Source organism: Pseudomonas sp. Nvir, assembly GCF_963778085.1.
GTDB lineage: Bacteria > Pseudomonadota > Gammaproteobacteria > Pseudomonadales > Pseudomonadaceae > Aquipseudomonas > Aquipseudomonas juntendi.
Map to the genome: position 1 here is coordinate 1780200 of NZ_OY970405.1, position 18877 is coordinate 1799076.

At 63.1% G+C, this 18877-nt stretch carries 20 protein-coding genes; all 20 read left to right on the forward strand.

Annotated elements, in window-relative coordinates:
- The 20 genes from fliJ to AACG97_RS08755 all read left to right on the forward strand — a co-directional run bounded on the left by fliJ (window position 1) and on the right by AACG97_RS08755 (window position 18856).
- Window positions 1-453 carry a flagellar export protein FliJ gene (gene fliJ / locus AACG97_RS08660; RefSeq protein WP_125855045.1) on the forward strand — a complete coding sequence of 151 codons (453 nt, stop codon included), beginning with the start codon at window positions 1-3 and terminating at the stop codon, window positions 451-453.
- Between the two features lie 114 nt (window positions 454-567).
- Window positions 568-870, forward strand: coding sequence for an STAS domain-containing protein (locus tag AACG97_RS08665; protein ID WP_009683209.1), 303 nt, complete (start codon window positions 568-570; stop codon window positions 868-870).
- 8 nt (window positions 871-878) lie between these two features.
- Complete coding sequence (locus tag AACG97_RS08670) at window positions 879-2570, forward strand: fused response regulator/phosphatase (protein ID WP_144187921.1); 1692 nt, start codon at window positions 879-881, stop codon at window positions 2568-2570.
- 47 nt (window positions 2571-2617) lie between these two features.
- On the forward strand, window positions 2618-2965 hold the full coding sequence (locus AACG97_RS08675; RefSeq protein WP_033690485.1) for an Hpt domain-containing protein: 348 nt from the start codon (window positions 2618-2620) through the stop codon (window positions 2963-2965).
- A gap of 70 nt (window positions 2966-3035) precedes the next feature.
- Entirely contained in the window at window positions 3036-4298 is a 1263-nt protein-coding gene (locus tag AACG97_RS08680) for a flagellar hook-length control protein FliK (RefSeq protein ID WP_144187923.1), read from the forward strand.
- Window positions 4299-4506: 208 nt separating this feature from the next.
- Entirely contained in the window at window positions 4507-5004 is a 498-nt protein-coding gene (gene fliL / locus AACG97_RS08685; RefSeq protein WP_009683213.1) for a flagellar basal body-associated protein FliL, read from the forward strand.
- A gap of 9 nt (window positions 5005-5013) precedes the next feature.
- Window positions 5014-5982 (forward strand): flagellar motor switch protein FliM, encoded by a 969-nt coding sequence (gene fliM / locus AACG97_RS08690; protein WP_009683214.1) that lies wholly within the window; start codon window positions 5014-5016, stop codon window positions 5980-5982.
- A gap of 47 nt (window positions 5983-6029) precedes the next feature.
- Window positions 6030-6497: a flagellar motor switch protein FliN gene (gene fliN, locus AACG97_RS08695; protein WP_029885654.1), complete on the forward strand. Its 468-nt coding sequence runs from the start codon at window positions 6030-6032 to the stop codon at window positions 6495-6497.
- Window positions 6498-6944 carry a flagellar biosynthetic protein FliO gene (gene fliO, locus AACG97_RS08700; RefSeq protein ID WP_054881278.1) on the forward strand — a complete coding sequence of 149 codons (447 nt, stop codon included), beginning with the start codon at window positions 6498-6500 and terminating at the stop codon, window positions 6942-6944.
- Complete coding sequence (gene fliP, locus AACG97_RS08705) at window positions 6944-7711, forward strand: flagellar type III secretion system pore protein FliP (protein ID WP_054881279.1); 768 nt, start codon at window positions 6944-6946, stop codon at window positions 7709-7711. Before fliO ends, fliP begins: the two co-directional genes overlap by 1 nt.
- 21 nt (window positions 7712-7732) lie before the next feature.
- The gene (gene fliQ / locus AACG97_RS08710; RefSeq protein WP_197886345.1) at window positions 7733-8002 is read left to right on the forward strand and encodes a flagellar biosynthesis protein FliQ; all 270 of its coding nucleotides are present in this window, start codon (window positions 7733-7735) and stop codon (window positions 8000-8002) included.
- A gap of 7 nt (window positions 8003-8009) precedes the next feature.
- Entirely contained in the window at window positions 8010-8786 is a 777-nt protein-coding gene (fliR, locus tag AACG97_RS08715; RefSeq protein ID WP_054881280.1) for a flagellar biosynthetic protein FliR, read from the forward strand.
- Between the two features lie 2 nt (window positions 8787-8788).
- Complete coding sequence (flhB, locus tag AACG97_RS08720; RefSeq protein WP_009683221.1) at window positions 8789-9931, forward strand: flagellar biosynthesis protein FlhB; 1143 nt, start codon at window positions 8789-8791, stop codon at window positions 9929-9931.
- A 238-nt stretch (window positions 9932-10169) separates the two neighbouring features.
- Window positions 10170-12299 (forward strand): flagellar biosynthesis protein FlhA, encoded by a 2130-nt coding sequence (gene flhA / locus AACG97_RS08725; protein ID WP_054881281.1) that lies wholly within the window; start codon window positions 10170-10172, stop codon window positions 12297-12299.
- 11 nt (window positions 12300-12310) lie between these two features.
- Complete coding sequence (flhF, locus tag AACG97_RS08730; protein WP_029885655.1) at window positions 12311-13618, forward strand: flagellar biosynthesis protein FlhF; 1308 nt, start codon at window positions 12311-12313, stop codon at window positions 13616-13618.
- A gap of 84 nt (window positions 13619-13702) precedes the next feature.
- Window positions 13703-14545: a flagellar synthesis regulator FleN gene (fleN, locus tag AACG97_RS08735; protein WP_232555046.1), complete on the forward strand. Its 843-nt coding sequence runs from the start codon at window positions 13703-13705 to the stop codon at window positions 14543-14545.
- On the forward strand, window positions 14542-15282 hold the full coding sequence (gene fliA, locus AACG97_RS08740; RefSeq protein ID WP_009683227.1) for an RNA polymerase sigma factor FliA: 741 nt from the start codon (window positions 14542-14544) through the stop codon (window positions 15280-15282). The genes fleN and fliA overlap by 4 nt, the downstream gene beginning before the upstream one ends.
- A 116-nt stretch (window positions 15283-15398) precedes the next feature.
- Window positions 15399-15773, forward strand: coding sequence for a chemotaxis response regulator CheY (locus tag AACG97_RS08745; RefSeq protein ID WP_103446503.1), 375 nt, complete (start codon window positions 15399-15401; stop codon window positions 15771-15773).
- A 20-nt stretch (window positions 15774-15793) separates the two neighbouring features.
- Window positions 15794-16582, forward strand: coding sequence for a protein phosphatase CheZ (locus AACG97_RS08750; RefSeq protein WP_054881284.1), 789 nt, complete (start codon window positions 15794-15796; stop codon window positions 16580-16582).
- 12 nt (window positions 16583-16594) lie between these two features.
- Window positions 16595-18856, forward strand: coding sequence for a chemotaxis protein CheA (locus AACG97_RS08755; protein WP_054881285.1), 2262 nt, complete (start codon window positions 16595-16597; stop codon window positions 18854-18856).
- The last annotated feature ends 21 nt before the right edge of the window (window positions 18857-18877 follow it).

Genomic DNA, 18877 nt, shown 5'->3' on the forward strand with positions numbered 1-18877 from the left:
ATGGCCCTCCCTGGGCGCGCCGCGCGCCTGGCGCCGGTGGTGGACATGGCCGAAGAGGCCGAGCGCAAGGCCGCCCAGCGGCTGGGCCATTTCCAGCAGCAAGTTGCCGTCGCCCAGGCCAAGCTGGCCGAGCTGGAGCAGTTTCGCGAGGACTACCAGCAGCAGTGGCTCAACCGCGGTGGGCAGGGGGTCAATGGCAACTGGCTGGTGAACTACCAGCGCTTCCTTGGCCAGTTGGAAACGGCGATGACCCAGCAGCGGCAGAGCCTGGTCTGGCACCAGAACAACCTCGACAATGCCCGTGGCACGTGGCAGCAGGCCTACGCCCGGGTGGAGGGGCTGCGCAAGCTGGTGCAGCGCTACCTGGACGAGGCCCGCCGCGCCGAGGACAAGCGTGAGCAGCGCCTGCTGGACGAGTTGTCCCAGCGCCTGCCGCGGCAAGATCAGTTCTGAATCCGTGGCGTCGCTTTGTGAAGCGGCCTGTGGGCGCCGTGTTCTTGCCGCCCGTGCCATCGCCTGCTAAACCTTCAACAAGCTGTATTCGCCATCATCGAAGGAATCGCTCGCATGGCAGTGGAAACTGATCTCACGCAGGATGGGAAAACGTTGACGATCAAGATCAAAGGACGCTTCGATTTCAGCCAGCATCAGGAATTTCGCGGTGCTTATGAGCGCCAACCAGGCGGGCACGATCGCGTGGTTGTCGATCTGAAAGACACGACCCACCTCGACAGTTCGGCCCTGGGCATGCTGTTGCTGCTGCGTGACCATGCGGGCGAAGCGGTCGAGGTTGAAGTGATGAATCCCAGCTCCGATGTGCGCAAGATTCTTGCCATCTCCAATTTCGAAAAACTCTTCAAGATCAGCTGAGCGCCGACATGCCGGCCGAACAGGCATTGACCGTACTGGTTGCCGAGGACGGTGCCGCCGACCGTCTGTTGCTGGCGCAGATCGTGCGCCGCCAGGGGCACGAGGTTGTCACTGCGGAAAATGGTGAGCAGGCCGTGGCGCTGTTCGTCGAGCGGCGCCCGCAGTTGGTGCTGCTGGATGCGCTGATGCCGGTCATGGACGGCTTCGAGGCGGCGCGGCAGATCAAGGCCCTGGCCGGCGAGGCGCTGGTGCCGATCATTTTCCTCACCTCGCTGAACGAGGAGGAGGCCCTGGTGCGTTGCCTGGAAGCGGGCGGCGATGACTTCATGGCCAAGCCCTACAGCGCGGTAATACTGGCAGCCAAGATCCGCGCCATGGACCGCCTGCGTCGGTTGCAGGGTACCGTGCTGGCGCAGCGCGACCAGATCGCCCGGCACCACCACCACTTGCTCAACGAACAGCGGGTGGCCAAGGCCGTATTCGACAAGGTGGCGCATGCCGGCTGCCTGGCGGCGCCGAACATCCGCTACCTGCAATCACCCTACGCCTTGTTCAATGGTGACCTGATGCTGGCGGCCTTCACACCGGCCGGCGACATGCGTGTACTACTGGGTGATTTTACCGGCCACGGCTTGCCGGCTGCGGTGGGTGCCATGCCGCTGGCGGAGGTGTTCTACGGCATGACCGCCAAGGGCTACGGCATGGCCGAGGTCCTGCGCGAGATGAACGCCAAGCTCAAGCGTATTCTGCCGGTCGACATGTTCTGCTGCGCGGTGCTGCTGAATCTGAGCATGCAGTGTGGCGCAGTAGAGGTATGGAATGGCGGCATGCCTGACGTCTACCACCTCTCGCTGGATGGCCAGGTGTTGTCGGTGCTGCAGTCTCGGCACCTGCCGCTGGGTATTCTGGCGGCCGAACGCTTCGATGCCAGCACAGAGATGTTGCCGCTGGTGCCAGGGGAGCGCCTGTTCCTGCTGTCGGACGGGGTGCTGGAAACTGCCGACGAGCAGGAGCGCCTGTTCGGCGAGCGGCGCCTGCGCGAGGTGCTGAACGCCAATCGTGACCCGGCCTGCTTGTTCGACGAGGTGCTGTTGGCCCTGGAGCGTTTTGGAGGGCACCCGCGCGACGATATCAGCCTGTGCGATATCCGCATGTTCGGTGCCAAAGAGCGGCCACCGATGCCGGTGGTCTACGCTGACAGCGGCCGGTCAAGCCCGCAGGACTGGTCGTTGGCGTTCGAGGTGCGGGGTGCCAGCCTCAAAAGTTTCAACCCGGTGCCCTACCTGGTGCAGTTGTTGCAGGAAATACCCGGCTTGCGAGCGCGCACTGGCCACCTGCACAGCGTGCTCAGCGAGTTGTATTCCAATGCGCTGGAGCATGGCGTGCTCGGTCTGGATTCGCAGCTCAAATGCGATGTGCAGGGCTTTGCCGACTATTATCAAGAACGGGCGCGGCGCCTGGCATCGCTGGCTGAAGGTTGTGTAAGCATCCGTTTCAGGGTTGAACCGCGTGGCCAGGGTGGGCGTCTGAGTATCGAAGTCGGCGACAGCGGCGCTGGTTTCGATGTGCCGAGCGTACTGGCACGGGCTGTGCCGGACCACGGCCTGAGTGGGCGTGGCCTGAAACTGGTGCGGCAGCTGGCCGGTGATGCGCGCTGGGCAGAGGGTGGGCGGTGTGCGCAGGTGGAATTCGAATGGTGAGCCCCGGGCGGGCTTGGGCATAATCTGCTTGATCAGGGAGTGAGCAAGTGATGGACATGCATATCGATCACCAGGTTCTCAAGGGCCTGCGTGAGGTCATGGAGGATGAGTATCTGACGTTGGTGGAGACGTTTCTCACGGACTCGGAGCGCCGCGTGGAGCAGCTACTCGCGGCGAAAAATGCGGCAGAACTCAGGATGGCTGCACACAGCTTCAAGGGCAGTAGCAGCAATATGGGCGCCATGGTGTTGGCCAGCCTGTGCCAGCAGCTTGAAGAGCGTGCGCGGCGGCCGCCGCTGTATGGCATCGAGGACCTGATCAGCCGCATTGATCGGGAGTATCAGGAGGTAAAGCGCTTTTATCGCGGTGAGAAAGATCGCATTTCCACCGGCTGACGACTAGTTGGCGCGAGTCTTGCTTTTCTCCGCCAGGAAGATACTCACGTTCTGGCGCGGAGACCGCTCGATGCCTGTCGCACCCAACCCTTTGTTGCAAGCCAATGCCCCCGCCAGTAGCGCGCGTTCAACTGCCCTGCAGGCAGACAAACCCGTGCAGGCGTTGGGCGACAAGGGCGACGGCTTCGACCAGGTCATGGCCCGGCAGCGGCGCAACCCGCCGGCTGGGCCCGATGACAAGGTTGCCCAGGCCAGGCCCAAGGACAAGCCGGAAGCGGCTGTTGGCGGCAAGAAAGACCCGGGCAGCAAGGCTGCGGTTGCCGATGACGGCAACAAATTGCCAGATGACGATACCGCCCAGGCCGATACCGGGCTGACGGACGCCAGCCTGGTGGCCGGGCAGGTCACCGATGGCCAGCCCGGCGGGCAGTTGATCCAGGCCCAGGCCGAGGCGGTGACGCCCGTGTTGCAAGCCGCCACGGCGCAAGCCCAACTGGCCACCGCAGTGCCGGCAGAACCCACCGAAGAAGCCTTCGACCCTGACGCCGACCCCTTGGCCAACCTGCCAACCCTGCGCCTGGCGCTGGAGCACAGCGCCCAGGCCAAAGGCAGTACTTCCGCACATGCCCTTGATCCGGCTCAGGCCCAGGGCGATGACGGCCGCGCTGCCGTCAATAGCTTGACGACTCTGGTCGAGCAAAGCGAGGGCGACGCTACCGAGTCCGGTGACGGGGCGTTCGGTGCCTTGCTCGAAGATGGCCTGAAAGACACCAAGAGCGCTGCCAGCGACACCCGTATCGACGACTTCGCCAATCGCCTGGCCAGCCTGACCCAGGCAGCCACGGCCAAGACCGCCAACGCGGTGCCGGCCAGTGCCAGCCCGCTGCACCAGCCCTTGCCGATGAACCAGAATGCGTGGGCTGAGGGCCTGGTCAACCGGGTCATGTACTTGTCCAGCCAGAATCTCAAGTCGGCGGATATCCAGCTGGAGCCGGCCGAGCTGGGCCGCCTGGACATTCGCGTCAATGTGGCGGCGGACCAGGCTACCCAGATCACGTTCATCAGCGGCCACGCGGGCGTGCGTGATGCCCTGGACAGCCAGGTGCACCGCCTGCGCGAGCTGTTCGCCCAGCAGGGGCTGGCGCAGCCCGACGTCAACGTCGCCGATCAGTCGCGGGGGCAGCAGCAGCAACAGGGCCAGGCACAGGACAGCAACCTGTCCGGGGTGGCCGCGCGGCGGGCCGGGCAGGGTGGGGGCGAGGTTGTCGATAGCGCCCGGCCTGTGGAGCAGCAGGTGGTTGTCGGCGACAGTGCGGTCGATTACTACGCCTGATGCCCGGTTGCCTGTTCCGGCCTGTTCGCGGGCTCGCCCGCTCCCACAGGGATTTGCAACCTATGCAGTACCTGTGGGAGCGGGCATGCCCGCGAATAAGACAGCACCGCAGATCCTGCTGAAACCGAACTTCTGAATAAGCTGGCATAACACTTGCTCAGGCCAAGCCATCCTCCTTTGAACCCCCGATGGACGACGGATTATTGGCATGGCGAAGAGCGAAGCAGTCAAAGACCCCGCCACAAAAGGCAAACTCAAGCTGATCATCATGGCTGTCGTCGGCTTGTTGCTGGCGATCGGCCTTTCGGTGGGCGCTACCTGGTTCATCATGCACAAGAGCGAACCGGCGCCGGCCGCCGAGGCGGCAGCCAGCAACGTCAAGCCAGCAGCGATCTACCAGGCGCTGACCCCGGCCTTCGTGGTCAACTTCAACCAGAACGGGCGCCAGCGCTACATGCAGGTGAGCATCACCATGCAGGCGCGCAACCAGGCAGACCTGGATGCGCTCAAGGTGCACATGCCGGTCATCCGCAACAACCTGGTGATGATGTTCTCCGGGCAGGGCTTCGACGCCCTCGCCAGCAGCCCGGTCGGCCAGGAAATGCTGCGCCAGAAAGCCACTGCCGTGGTCCAGGAAGTGGCGCAGAAGGAACTTGGCAAGCCGGTCATCGACCAGCTGCTGTTCACCAATTTCGTATTGCAGTAGGAGTCCGCCATGGCCGTACAGGACCTGCTGTCCCAGGATGAAATCGATGCCCTGTTGCACGGCGTCGACGACGGGCTGGTGCAGACCGAGACCGCCGCGGAGCCCGGCAGTATCAAAAGCTACGACCTGACCAGTCAGGACCGTATCGTGCGCGGTCGCATGCCGACCCTGGAAATGATCAACGAGCGTTTCGCCCGTTACACCCGCATCAGCATGTTCAACCTGCTGCGCCGCTCGGCCGACGTGGCCGTAGGTGGCGTGCAGGTGATGAAGTTCGGCGAGTACGTGCACTCGCTGTATGTGCCGACCAGCCTGAACCTGGTCAAGATCAAGCCATTGCGTGGCACCTCGCTGTTCATTCTCGACGCCAAGCTGGTGTTCAAGCTGGTGGACAATTTCTTCGGCGGCGATGGCCGCCACGCCAAGATCGAGGGCCGTGAGTTCACCCCCACCGAGCTGCGCGTGGTACGCATGGTGCTGGACCAGTGCTTCGTCGACCTGAAGGAAGCCTGGCAGGCCATCATGCCGGTGTCTTTCGAGTACATGAACTCCGAGGTCAACCCGGCCATGGCCAACATCGTCGGCCCGAGCGAGGCCGTGGTGGTGTCCACCTTCCATATCGAGCTGGACGGTGGTGGCGGTGACCTGCACGTGACCATGCCGTATTCGATGATCGAGCCGGTGCGGGAAATGCTCGACGCCGGTTTCCAGTCCGACCTGGACGACCAGGACGAGCGTTGGGTCAAGGCCCTGCGCGAAGACGTGCTGGATGTTGCCGTGCCGATGACTGCCACCGTGGCCCGGCGCCAGTTGAAGCTGCGCGACATCCTGCACATGCAGCCTGGCGATGTGATACCGGTGGAGTTGCCCGAGCACCTGGTGTTGCGCGCCAATGGCGTGCCGGCGTTCAAGGCGCGGCTGGGCTCGCACAAGGGCAACCTGGCGCTGCAGATCATCGACCCGATCGAACGCCGCTGACGGCGTGCCGGTCGCCCCTAACGAATTGAATGCCTGTCGAGGAAACCATGGCTAACGAAAACGAGATCACCTCCCCAGAAGATCAGGCCTTGGCCGATGAGTGGGCCGCCGCGCTGGAAGAGACCGGTGCTGCCGGCCAGGCGGACATCGATGCGCTGCTGGGCGGTGACACCGGCAGCCACAGCGGCCCGGGCCGCCTGCCAATGGAAGAGTTCGCCAGCTCGCCCAAGCCGAACGAAAATGTCAGCCTCGAAGGCCCGAACCTGGATGTGATCCTGGATATCCCGGTGAACATCTCCATGGAAGTGGGCAGCACCGAGATCAACATCCGCAACCTGCTGCAGCTCAACCAGGGTTCGGTCATCGAGCTTGACCGCCTGGCCGGCGAGCCACTGGACGTGCTGGTCAACGGTACGTTGATCGCCCATGGCGAAGTGGTAGTGGTCAACGAGAAGTTCGGCATTCGCCTGACCGACGTGATCAGCCCCAGCGAACGCATCAAGAAGCTGCGCTGAGTGAAGGCCACGATACGCACCATCGCGGCACTTGCGGCGTTGTTGGGCAGCCACGCCTGCCTGGCAGCGGCCACGCCCACGGCCACGCCGGCAGCGGCGCCTGGCAGCCTGGGCGGGCAACTGGCGCAGATGGTCTTCGGCCTGCTGCTGGTGGTTGGCCTGATTTTCTTCCTGGCCTGGCTGCTGCGGCGTTTGCAAAGCACGGCGGTGAAGGGTGGGCAGGTGATCGAGATCGTCGGCAGCCGCGCCATCGGCCCGCGCGACCGCCTGTTGCTGGTGCAGGTGGGCAAGGAGCAGATTTTGATAGGCCATACCCCGGGCAGCATCGAGGCATTGCATGTGCTGGCAGAGCCGGTGCAGGTGCCGGAAAACGCTCGCCAGGCGACGCCGGAGTTTGCCCAGCGGTTGATGGAGTTGATGGGCAAGAACCCTAAGGACAACACGTGATGAGCGGCGCGCTGCGTAGGTTGTTGGGGCCGTTGTTGACAGTGGCGCTGTTGCTGGCCGCGCCGTTGGCGTTGGCCGCCGACCCGTTGTCGATTCCGGCCATTACCCTGTCCAATACCGCGGACGGGCAGCAGGAATATTCGGTCAGCCTGCAAATCCTGCTGATCATGACGGCGCTGAGCTTCATTCCGGCGTTCGTCATCCTCATGACCAGCTTCACCCGTATCATCATCGTGTTCTCGATCCTGCGCCAGGCCCTGGGCTTGCAGCAGACACCGTCGAACCAGCTGCTGACCGGCATGGCGCTGTTCCTGACGATGTTCATCATGGCCCCGGTGTTCGACCGGGTGAACCAGGATGCCCTGCAGCCTTACCTGAAAGAACAGATGACCGCTCAGCAGGCCATCGACAAGGCCCAGGGCCCGCTCAAGGACTTCATGCTGGCGCAAACCCGGCAAAGCGACCTGGACCTGTTCATGCGCTTGTCCAAGCGCACCGACATTGCCGGGCCCGATCAAGTGCCGCTGACCATCCTGGTGCCTGCGTTCGTCACCTCCGAGCTGAAAACGGCGTTTCAGATCGGCTTCATGATTTTCATCCCGTTCCTGATCATCGACATGGTGGTGGCCAGTGTGCTGATGGCGATGGGTATGATGATGCTGTCGCCGCTGATCATTTCGCTGCCGTTCAAGATCATGCTGTTCGTGCTGGTCGATGGCTGGGCGCTGATCATGGGCACCCTGGCCAGCAGTTTCGGCGGCGTCTGACGCCGTCAAGGAGAGCCGCCGATGACACCTGAAGTCGCTGTCGACCTGTTCCGTGATGCCCTGTGGCTGACCACCCTGATGGTGGCCGTGCTGGTGGTGCCAAGCCTGCTGGTGGGCCTGGGGGTGGCGATGTTCCAGGCCGCAACGCAGATCAACGAACAGACCCTGAGCTTTCTGCCGCGCCTGCTGGTGATGCTGATCACGCTGATCGTTGCCGGGCCGTGGCTGGTGCAGAAGTTCATGGAGTACATCACCACGCTCTACACCAACATTCCGCAGCTCATAGGTTGATGCGCGGATGCTGGAGCTGACCGATACGCAGATCGGCACCTGGGTCGCCACCTTCATCCTGCCGTTGTTCAGGGTGACGGCGGTGTTGATGACCATGCCGATCTTCGGTACCCGCATGCTGCCGGCGCGGGTGCGCCTGTACGTGGCCGTGGCCATTACCGTGGTCATCGTGCCGGCGTTGCCACCGCTGCCTGAATTCGACCCGCTTAGCCTGCGCGGCCTGCTGCTGTGCGCCGAACAGATCATCGTCGGGACGTTGTTCGGCCTGGCGTTGCAGTTGCTGTTCCAGGCGTTCGTGATTGCCGGGCAGATCGTTGCGGTGCAGATGGGTATGGCCTTTGCCTCCATGGTCGACCCGGGGAACGGGGTCAACGTTACGGTGATCAGCCAGTTCATGACGATGCTGGTGAGTGTGCTGTTCCTGTTGATGAACGGCCACCTGGTGGTGTTCGAGGTGCTGACCGAAAGCTTCACCACGTTGCCGGTGGGCAATGCGCTGGTGGTCAACCACTTCTGGGAGCTCGCCGGGCGCATGGGTTGGGTGTTCGGTGCCGGCTTGCTGTTGATCCTGCCGGTGATTGCGGCGTTGCTGGTGGTGAACATTGCCTTTGGGGTGATGACCCGTGCGGCGCCGCAGCTGAACATTTTCTCCATCGGTTTCCCGTTGACCCTGGTCATGGGCATGTTCATCTTCTGGGTCGGCCTGGCCGATGTGCTGTCGCACTACCAGGCATTGGCCAGCGAAACGCTGCAGTGGCTGCGTGAACTGGCAAGGGCGGGCTGAGCATGGCTGAGAGCGAAAGCGGCCAGGACAAAACGGAAGACCCCACCGAGAAACGCAAGCGCGACTCACGGGAAAAAGGCGAGGTCGCCCGCTCCAAGGAGTTGAACACGGTGGCGGTGACCCTGGCCGGCGCGGGTGGGCTGCTGGCGTTTGGCGGCCATTTGGCCGAAACCCTGCTGGCGTTGATGCGCATGAATTTCAGCCTGACCCGCGACATCATCGTGGACGAGCGGGCGATGGGCGCGTTTCTGCTGGCCTCGGGCAAGATGGCCATCTGGGCCGTGCAGCCGGTGCTGATCCTGCTGTTCGTGATCTCCTTCGTGGCGCCCATTGCGCTGAGCGGCTTCCTGTTCTCGGGCAGTTTGCTGCAGCCGAAATTCAGTCGCATGAATCCGTTGTCGGGCATCAAGCGCATGTTCTCGATGCATGCCTTGACCGAATTGCTGAAGGCGCTGGCCAAGTTTTTCGTCATCCTGGTAGTGGCGGTGGTGGTACTGATCAACGACCGCCAGGCGCTGCTGTCGATTGCCAACGAGCCGCTGGAGCAGGCGATCATTCACAGCCTGCAGGTGGTGGGCTGGAGTGCCTTGTGGATGTCGGCCGGGTTGTTGCTGATCGCGGCTGCGGATGTGCCGTTCCAGCTGTACCAGACGCACAAGAAACTGAAGATGACCAAGCAGGAAGTGCGTGACGAGTACAAGGACAGCGAGGGCAAGCCCGAGGTCAAGCAGCGTATTCGCCAGCTGCAGCGCGAAGTGTCGCAGCGGCGCATGATGGCGGCGGTGCCGCAGGCCGACGTGATCATCACCAACCCGACCCACTATGCGGTGGCCTTGCAGTATGACCCGGAGAAGGGTGGGGTGGCGCCGTTGCTGTTGGCCAAGGGCACGGATTTCATTGCCTTGAAGATTCGCGAAATTGGCGTGGAGCATAAGGTTCAGATCCTGGAATCGCCGGCCTTGGCACGGGCGATCTATTACTCGACCGAGATCGAGCAGGAAATCCCCGCCGGCCTGTACCTGGCTGTGGCGCAGGTGCTGGCCTATGTGTTCCAGATCCGCCAGTACCGTGCGGGCAAGGGCAAGCGCCCTGAGCCGTTGAAGGATGACCTGCCGATCCCGCCAGACCTGCGCCGCGACAGTTGACCTTGTGTCTTGAGAGGGGATTAGAAGCTGTCATTCACCTCAACCTGTGGGAGCGGGCGTGCCCGCGAACACCGGCGCAGCCGGTGCCAGACACCGCGTCGCCTGCGTCGCGGACACGCCCGCTCCCACAGGCCGGCCCACAACATAAATCTCCTATTGCGCAAAGTTGGAAGGCTTCTTGCAATGCCAGCCGCAGATGCCCCTTGGGCGTCAAAGTTTTGCATCAAGAGGATTCGCGGTGGATCGCACTCAGTTAATCAGCAACGCCCGTCATAACCTGGCCGGGCTCGGCCGGGGCAACCTGGGTGTACCGCTGCTGCTGCTGGTGATGTTGGCAATGATGATGTTGCCGATACCACCGTTCCTGCTCGACGTGTTCTTCACCTTCAACATCGCCTTGTCGATCGTGGTGCTGCTGGTCTGCGTCTACGCCCTGCGCCCGCTCGACTTCGCTGCATTCCCCACCATCCTGCTGGTGGCCACGCTGTTGCGCCTGGCGCTGAACGTGGCCTCCACGCGGGTGGTCATGCTGCACGGCCAGGAAGGCCACGGCGCCGCCGGCAAGGTGATCCAGGCCTTCGGCGAGGTGGTGATCGGCGGTAACTACGTGGTCGGTGCGGTGGTCTTCGCCATCCTCATGATCATCAACTTCGTGGTGGTGACCAAGGGCGCCGGGCGTATCTCGGAAGTGAGCGCGCGCTTCACGCTCGACGCCATGCCCGGCAAGCAGATGGCGATCGACGCCGACCTCAATGCTGGCCTCATCGACCAGGCCCAGGCCAAGCACCGTCGTGCCGAGGTGGCCCAGGAGGCCGAGTTCTACGGTTCGATGGACGGTGCCAGCAAGTTCGTCCGCGGTGACGCCATCGCCGGCTTGCTGATCCTGTTCATCAACCTGATCGGTGGCATGCTGATCGGCATGCTGCAGCATGGCATGAGCTTCGGCGATGCCGGCAAGGTGTACGCCCTGCTGACCATCGGTGACGGTTTGGTGGCGCAATTGCCATCACTGCTGTTGTCGACCGCTGCGGCGATCATGGTCACCCGCGCCTCGGGCTCGGAGGACATGGGCAAACTGATCAACCGGCAGATGTTCGACTCGCCCAAGGCGTTGGCGGTGTCGGCGGGGTTGATGATTGTCATGGGGCTGGTGCCGGGCATGCCGCACGTCGCCTTCATCGGCCTGGGTCTGCTGGCCGGTGGCGGGGCTTATCTCGTATGGAAGAAACAACAGAAGGCCAAGGCCCAGGCCTTGCAGGAGGCGCAGCGCCAGCAAGACCTGCTGCCTTCGCCGCAGCGGGCGCTGGAAACCAAGGAGCTGGGCTGGGACGATGTGACACCGATCGACATGATCGGCCTGGAAGTCGGCTACCGGCTGATCCCCTTGGTGGACCGCAACCAGGGTGGTCAGTTGCTGGCGCGAATCAAGGGCGTGCGCAAGAAGCTGTCGCAGGACCTGGGCTTCCTCATGCCCACGGTGCATATCCGCGACAACCTTGACCTGCAGCCCAGCGCCTATCGCCTGACGCTGATGGGGGTGATCCTGGCGGAGGCCGAGATTTACCCGGACCGCGAGTTGGCGATCAACCCGGGGCAGGTGTTCGGCACCCTCAACGGCATTGCCGCACGTGACCCGGCGTTCGGCCTGGAAGCGGTGTGGATCGACGTGGGCCAGCGCTCGCAGGCGCAGTCGCTGGGCTACACCGTGGTCGATGCCAGTACGGTAGTGGCCACCCACCTCAACCAGATCCTGCAGAAGCACTGCCATGAACTGATTGGCCACGAAGAGGTCCAGCAACTGTTGCAGGTGTTGGCCAAGGCTTCGCCTAAACTTGCAGAAGAACTGGTGCCGGGTGTCATTTCCTTGTCGGGGCTGCTCAAGGTCTTGCAGGCCCTGTTGTCGGAACAGGTACCCGTGCGCGATATTCGCAGTATTGCCGAAGCAATCGCGAACAACGCTGGCAAGAGTCAAGATACCGCCGCGCTGGTTGCGGCGGTGCGCGTCGGATTGTGTCGCGCCATCGTGCAAAGCATTGTCGGCGTTGAGTCGGAGCTCCCGGTGATCACCCTGGAGCCAAGGTTGGAACAGATTTTGCTCAATAGTCTGCAACGCGCCGGGCAAGGCCAGGAAGACGGTGTTCTTCTGGAACCGAGCATGGCCGAAAAGCTGCAACGTTCGCTGATCGAAGCGGCCCAGCGCCAGGAAATGCAGGGCCAGCCGGCCATTCTGCTGGTCGCCGGCCCGATCCGCGCCATGCTGTCGCGTTTCGGTCGCCTGGCTGTACCGAATTTGCATGTGCTGGCGTATCAGGAAATACCGGACAACAAGCAAGTCACCATCGTTGCCACCGTGGGCCCTAACGGCTGAGGTAGTGGATAATGCAAGTTAAGCGATTTTTCGCCGCCGATATGCGTCAGGCCATGAAACTGGTCCGTGATGAGCTGGGCGCCGATGCCGCGATCATTGGCAACCGTCGCATTGCCGGTGGTGTCGAGCTGACGGCCGCGCTGGACTACAAGCTGTCCGCCCTGGCCCCGCGTGTGCCCAATGCCGAGCTGGAAGAAGAGCTGCGCAAGACCCATACGCGCATTGCCACGGCCCAGGCCGAGCTGGGCCACCGCCAGGACAGCAGCGATAACAACCGCCAATTGTTCGCCGGGCAGTCGTTGACCGCTGCCGAGCCGCTGGTCGAGCCCCATGTCGATGCCCCACAGGCGACGGCCGCCACGGCGCCGGCGCCCGTTGACCCGCGCCTGTTCGATGCCATGCGCTCCGAACTGTCGGGCCTGCGCGAACTGCTGGAAGTGCAGCTCGGCTCGCTGGCCTGGACCCAGCTGCAGGGCAGCAAGCCACAACAGGCCAACATCTGGCGGCGCCTGCAGCGCATTGGCCTGTCCGGGCCGATTGCCCGCGAGTTGCTGGAGCTGACCGCCGAAATCGAAGAGCCACGCCATGCCTGGCGCATGTTGCTGGCGCACTTGGCGCGCATGATCGAAATTCCCGAGGTAGAGCCGATCGAAGAAGGCGGTGTGATCGCCATGGTCGGCCCGGCCGGCATGGGCAAGACCACCACCCTGGCCAAGCTGGCGGCGCGCTACGTGCTCAAGTATGGCGCGCAGAACATGGCGCTGGTGAGCATGGACAGCTTCCGCATCGGTGCCCAGGAGCAGCTCAAGACCCTTGGCCGCATCCTCAATGTCCCGGTCACCTATGTCGACCCAGGCCAGTCGCTGGCGGCAGCGCTGGAGCCGCTGCTGCGCAAGCGTGTGGTGCTGATCGACACCGCCGGCCTGCAGGCCAGCGACCCGGCCCTGCGCATGCAGCTGGAAACCCTGGCCGGCCGTGGCATCGCCGCCAAGAATTACCTGGTACTGGCCACCACCAGCCAGAAGCAGGTGCTGACCGCCGCCTACCACAGCTACAAGCGCTGTGGCCTGGCCGGCTGCATCCTGACCAAGCTCGATGAAACGGCAAGCCTTGGCGATGTGCTGAGCCTTGCCATCAGTCATGATTTGCCTGTGGCCTATCTTACCGACGGCCCGCGCATTCCTGACGACCTGCACCTGCCGCGGGGGCACCAGCTGGTGTCCCGCGCGGTCAATGTGCAGCAGCAGGAGGAGCCCAGCGAAGAGGCAATGGCCGACATGTTCGCTGATCTCTACCACAACCCACGGCGAGCGGGTTGAGTATGAAACGTGTGCAAAGTAGCTATGCCAAGGGGTACGCAGAATTGCCCTACGTGTGGCCTGGGTCCCAGCGATACAAGGTAAATTACAAACATGGGTAGCATGCATCCCGTACAGGTGATCGCCGTGACCGGTGGCAAAGGTGGCGTCGGCAAGACTAACGTTTCAGTGAACCTGTCCCTGGCGTTGGCCGAACTCGGCCGCAGGGTCATGTTGCTGGATGCCGACCTGGGCCTGGCCAATGTCGACGTGTTGCTGGGCCTGACGCCCAAATGGACCCTGGCCGATGTCATCGAAGGGCGCTGCGAGCTGCGTGACGTGATATTGCAGGGCCCTGGTGGTGTGCGCATCGTACCGGCTGCCTCCGGTACGCAGAGCATGGTCCACCTGGCGCCGGCCCAGCATGCCGGGCTGATCCAGGCGTTCAGCGAAGTCGGCGACAACCTCGATGTACTGGTCATCGATACCGCTGCGGGTATCGGTGAGTCGGTCGTCAGCTTTGTCCGTGCCGCCCAGGAAGTGCTGCTGGTGGTGTGCGACGAGCCGACCTCGATCACCGATGCCTACGCGCTGATCAAGCTGCTCAACCGTGACTACGGCATGAACCGCTTCCGCGTGCTGGCCAACATGGCCCAGAGCCCTCAGGAAGGGCGCAACCTGTTTGCCAAGCTGACCAAGGTTACCGACCGTTTCCTGGATGTCGCCCTGCAGTACGTAGGCGCCGTGCCCTACGACGAGTGCGTGCGCAAGGCGGTGCAGAAGCAGCGTGCCGTTTACGAAGCCTTCCCACGCTCCAAGTGCGCGCTGGCCTTCAAGGCGATTGCCCAGAAGGTCGACAGCTGGCCGCTGCCGGCCAACCCACGTGGCCACCTGGAGTTCTTCGTCGAGCGCCTGGTGCAGCCGACCAGCGCGGGACCGGTGCTATGAACGCCAGCGGGTTCAAGATGTACAGCCGGGCGGCGAAAGACGCTCAGTACGAGTTGATCGAACGCTACGCCCCCCTGGTCAAGCGCATCGCCTACCACCTTTTGGCGCGCTTGCCGGCCAACGTGCAGGTCGAGGACCTGATCCAGGCCGGCATGATCGGCTTGCTGGAAGTGGCCAACAAGTACGACGCCAGCAAGGGCGCCAGCTTCGAAACCTATGCCGGCATTCGTATCCGCGGCGCCATGCTCGACGAAGTGCGCAAAGGCGACTGGGCACCCCGTTCGGTGCACCGCAACACCCGTATGGTCAGCGACGCGATGCGCGCCGTGGAGGCCAGAACCGGCCGTGACGCTAAAGATCATGAAGTTGCTGCCGAACTCCAATTGAGCCTCGATGATTACTACGCGATCCTCAACGATACCTTGGGCAGCCGTTTGTTCAGCTTCGATGACCTGCTGCAGGACGGTGAGCACGAAGGGCTGCATGAAGACGGCGCCAGCGGCCAGGTCGAACCTGCCCGGGGCCTCGAGGAGGAGCGCTTCCAGCTAGCCCTGACCGAGGCCATCGCCAACTTGCCCGAGCGTGAACGCCTGGTGCTGGCGCTGTACTACGACGAAGAGCTCAACCTCAAGGAGATCGGTGAGGTGCTGGGGGTCAGCGAGTCGCGGGTCAGCCAGTTGCACAGCCAGTGTGCCGCGCGTCTGCGTAGCCGCCTGGGGGAATGGCGGGCGCGCTGAGCCTGCTAGGGTTGCGGCTGTTTCCACGCGGTTTTCCACGTTGTACCGAATTGATTGAATGCGCGCTCGGGGCCGAGCGCGTTTGAGACTGCTTGGAGGTCTACTTGAACAAAGACATGAAAATCCTCATCGTTGACGACTTTTCGACGATGCGGCGGATCATCAAGAACCTGTTGCGTGACCTGGGCTTCACCAACACCGATGAGGCCGACGACGGCACCACGGCGCTGCCGATGCTGGAAAGCGGCCATTACGACTTCCTCGTGACCGACTGGAACATGCCAGGCATGTCCGGCATCGACCTGTTGCGCAAGGTGCGTGCCCACGACCGGCTGAAAACCATGCCCGTGCTGATGGTGACTGCCGAAGCCAAGCGCGACCAGATCATTGAAGCGGCCCAGGCCGGCGTCAATGGTTACGTGGTCAAGCCGTTCACGGCGCAGGTGCTCAAAGAAAAGATCGAGAAGATCTTCGAACGCGTCAACGGCTGAGTCACGTCAGGGGGCGCGCCATGGATTCATCACATAACTCTTTGGGCGAGTTCGAATCGACCCTGAAGAAACATGCCCAGGAGTTGGTCGAAAGCCTGGAGCGGGGCCGTTTCGGCGAGGCGGTGCAGCTGATTCACGAGCTGAACCAGACCCGCGACCGCGGCCTGTACCAGGAAGTCGGCAAGCTGACCCGCGAGCTGCACAGTGCCATCGTCAGTTTCCAGATCGACCCGACCATGCCGCAGGCCGAAGAGGTGTCGCAGATTACCGATGCCACCGAGCGCCTGTCCTATGTGGTCAAGCTCACGGAAGGCGCGGCCAACCGCACCATGGACCTGGTCGAGGCAAGCACCCCGGTGCTCAACGACCTGGCCAGCGAGGCCAAGGCCCTGAGCACCGACTGGCAACGCTTCATGCGCCGCGAAGTGGCGGCGGAAGAATTCCGCGACCTGGTCAAGCGGGTCGACAGTTTCCTCACGCACAGCGCCGAAGGCAATCGCAAGGTCGCCGGCCACCTCAATGACATTCTGCTGGCCCAGGACTATCAGGACCTGACCGGGCAGGTGATCAAGCGCGTCACCAACCTGGTGACCGAAGTGGAAAGCAACCTGCTCAAGTTGGTGCTGATGGCCAGTCAGGTCGACCGCTTTGCGGGCATTCAGCATGACCACGATCAATTGCGCGCAGAAAAAGATCGAGAAAAACATCCGACTCGGGGTGAAGGTCCGCAGATTCATGCCGATAAGCGTGAAGACGTCGTGTCCGGCCAGGACGACGTCGATGATCTGCTGTCCAGCCTGGGTTTTTAAGGAGCACCTTTGATGAGCTTCGGCGCCGATGAAGAAATCCTCCAGGATTTCCTGGTAGAAGCCGGCGAAATTCTTGAGCAACTGTCCGAGCAATTGGTCGAGCTGGAAAGCCGGCCCGACGATGCTGACCTGCTCAATGCGATCTTTCGCGGTTTCCACACTGTAAAAGGGGGCGCCGGCTTCCTCCAGCTGAACGAGCTGGTGGAGTGCTGCCATATCGCCGAGAACGTGTTCGACGTGCTGCGCAAAGGTGAGCGTCGGGTTGACGCGGAGCTGATGGACGTAGTGCTCGAGGCACTGGACACGGTCAACAGCATGTTTGGCCAGGTACGCGAGCGCGCTGAAGTCACGCCGGCAACCCCCGAGCTGCTGGCGGCCTTGGCGCGCCTTGCCGAGCCGGGTGCGGCGCAACCGCAGGGTGACGAAGAAGCGGTGGTGCCGGTGGCTGCCGCGCAAGCGCCTGCCGCGGCACCGGTGGTGGACCAGGAGCAGCACCAGGACATCACCGACAGCGAGTTCGAGCAGTTGCTCGATTCGCTCGATGCGGTCAAGGCACAAGCTGCGGCCGAGGAACAGCTGCAAGGCGAGAGCGTGAGTGGTGGCGGTGATGAAATCACCGATGCCGAGTTCGAATCGCTGCTCGACCAGTTGCATGGCAAAGGCCAGTTCACTGCTGAAGTTGCAGCGCCGGCTGCTGCCGTCAGCCACGAAGCGGCCAGTGACGAAATCACCGATGCCGAATTCGAGTCGCTGCTCGACCAGCTGCATGGCAAAGGCACCTTCCAGGCCGACGCCTTGCCTGCCGCCAAGGCGGCACCTGCCGAGGTGGCGCCTGACAGCACCGCCAGCGCCACCAGCGACGAAATCAGCGAGCATGAATTCGAAGCGCTGCTGGACCAGTTGCATGGCAAGGGCAAATTCGGCGGTGACGTCGCTGCAGTCCAGGCCCCCCCTGCGGCCAAGGCGCCGGCAGCGGCCAAGCCGCAAAGCCCGGCGGCCGCCAAGCCAGCTGCGGCTCCTGCGCCAGCGCCCGCGGCTGCGAGCAAACCTGCTGCAGCTGCGCGCACGCCGGCCCCGGTCGCCGACAAGCATGCGGTCAGCGAAGCGGAAACCACCGTACGCGTCGACACGGCGCGCCTGGACGAGATCATGAACATGGTCGGCGAACTGGTGCTGGTGCGTAACCGCCTGGTGCGCCTGGGCCTGAACAGCGGCGACGAGGCCATGTCCAAGGCCGTGTCCAACCTCGACGTGGTCACCGCCGACCTGCAGACCGCGGTGATGAAAACCCGCATGCAGCCGATCAAGAAAGTGTTCGGCCGCTTCCCGCGCCTGGTTCGCGACCTGGCGCGCCAGTTGAAGAAAGAGATCAACCTTGAGCTGGTCGGTGAAGAAACCGACCTCGACAAGAACCTGGTCGAGGCCCTGGCCGACCCGTTGGTGCACTTGGTGCGCAACGCCGTCGACCATGGTATCGAGATGCCCGATGAGCGCGATGCCGCAGGCAAGCCGCGCACGGGCCGCGTGGTGCTGTCGGCGGAGCAGGAGGGCGACCACATCCTGTTGTCGATTTCCGACGACGGCAAGGGCATGGACCCGAACATCCTGCGGGCCAAGGCGGTGGAGAAGGGCCTGATGGACAAGGACGCCGCCGAGCGTCTGAGCGAGTCGGACTGCTACAACCTGATCTTCGCCCCGGGGTTCTCGACCAAGACCGAGATTTCCGACGTGTCCGGGCGTGGCGTGGGCATGGACGTGGTGAAGACCAAGATCTCCCAGCTCAACGGTTCGATCAACATCTTCTCGGCCAAGGGCCAGGGCTCGAAGATCGTCATCAAGGTGCCGCTGACCCTGGCGATCATGCCCACCCTGATGGTGATGCTGGGCAACCAGGCATTCGCCTTCCCGCTGGTCAACGTCAACGAGATCTTCCACCTCGACCTGTCGCGTACCAATGTGGTCGATGGCCAGGAAGTGGTGATCGTGCGCGACAAGGCACTGCCGTTGTTCTACCTCAAGCGCTGGCTGGTGCAAGGCCAGGTGCATGAAGAGCAGCACGAGGGCCACGTGGTAATCCTGTCGGTCGGCACCCAGCGCATTGGCTTTGTCGTCGATCAACTGGTAGGCCAGGAAGAAGTGGTAATCAAGCCGCTGGGCAAGATGCTGCAAGGTACCCCGGGCATGTCCGGGGCCACCATTACCGGTGACGGTCGTATTGCGTTGATTCTCGACGTCCCGAGCATGCTCAAGCGTTACGCCGCGCGGCGTATTTGATTTCGGTGGCGCACCTTGGCA

What these genes read in the sequence shown, in the direction of transcription:
- flhB (WP_009683221.1), top strand. Translation starts at nt 8,789, where the DNA reads ATGGCTGAGAGCGAAAGCGGCCAGGACAAAACGGAAGACCCCACCGAG.
- fliN (WP_029885654.1), top strand. Translation starts at nt 6,030, where the DNA reads ATGGCTAACGAAAACGAGATCACCTCCCCAGAAGATCAGGCCTTGGCC.
- fliR (WP_054881280.1), top strand. Translation starts at nt 8,010, where the DNA reads ATGCTGGAGCTGACCGATACGCAGATCGGCACCTGGGTCGCCACCTTC.
- AACG97_RS08755 (WP_054881285.1), top strand. Translation starts at nt 16,595, where the DNA reads ATGAGCTTCGGCGCCGATGAAGAAATCCTCCAGGATTTCCTGGTAGAA.
- fliQ (WP_197886345.1), top strand. Translation starts at nt 7,733, where the DNA reads ATGACACCTGAAGTCGCTGTCGACCTGTTCCGTGATGCCCTGTGGCTG.
- AACG97_RS08680 (WP_144187923.1), top strand. Translation starts at nt 3,036, where the DNA reads ATGCCTGTCGCACCCAACCCTTTGTTGCAAGCCAATGCCCCCGCCAGT.
- fliJ (WP_125855045.1), top strand. Translation starts at nt 1, where the DNA reads ATGGCCCTCCCTGGGCGCGCCGCGCGCCTGGCGCCGGTGGTGGACATG.
- AACG97_RS08665 (WP_009683209.1), top strand. Translation starts at nt 568, where the DNA reads ATGGCAGTGGAAACTGATCTCACGCAGGATGGGAAAACGTTGACGATC.
- flhF (WP_029885655.1), top strand. Translation starts at nt 12,311, where the DNA reads ATGCAAGTTAAGCGATTTTTCGCCGCCGATATGCGTCAGGCCATGAAA.
- AACG97_RS08750 (WP_054881284.1), top strand. Translation starts at nt 15,794, where the DNA reads ATGGATTCATCACATAACTCTTTGGGCGAGTTCGAATCGACCCTGAAG.
- AACG97_RS08670 (WP_144187921.1), top strand. Translation starts at nt 879, where the DNA reads ATGCCGGCCGAACAGGCATTGACCGTACTGGTTGCCGAGGACGGTGCC.
- fliL (WP_009683213.1), top strand. Translation starts at nt 4,507, where the DNA reads ATGGCGAAGAGCGAAGCAGTCAAAGACCCCGCCACAAAAGGCAAACTC.
- fliA (WP_009683227.1), top strand. Translation starts at nt 14,542, where the DNA reads ATGAACGCCAGCGGGTTCAAGATGTACAGCCGGGCGGCGAAAGACGCT.
- fliP (WP_054881279.1), top strand. Translation starts at nt 6,944, where the DNA reads ATGAGCGGCGCGCTGCGTAGGTTGTTGGGGCCGTTGTTGACAGTGGCG.
- AACG97_RS08745 (WP_103446503.1), top strand. Translation starts at nt 15,399, where the DNA reads ATGAAAATCCTCATCGTTGACGACTTTTCGACGATGCGGCGGATCATC.
- fliM (WP_009683214.1), top strand. Translation starts at nt 5,014, where the DNA reads ATGGCCGTACAGGACCTGCTGTCCCAGGATGAAATCGATGCCCTGTTG.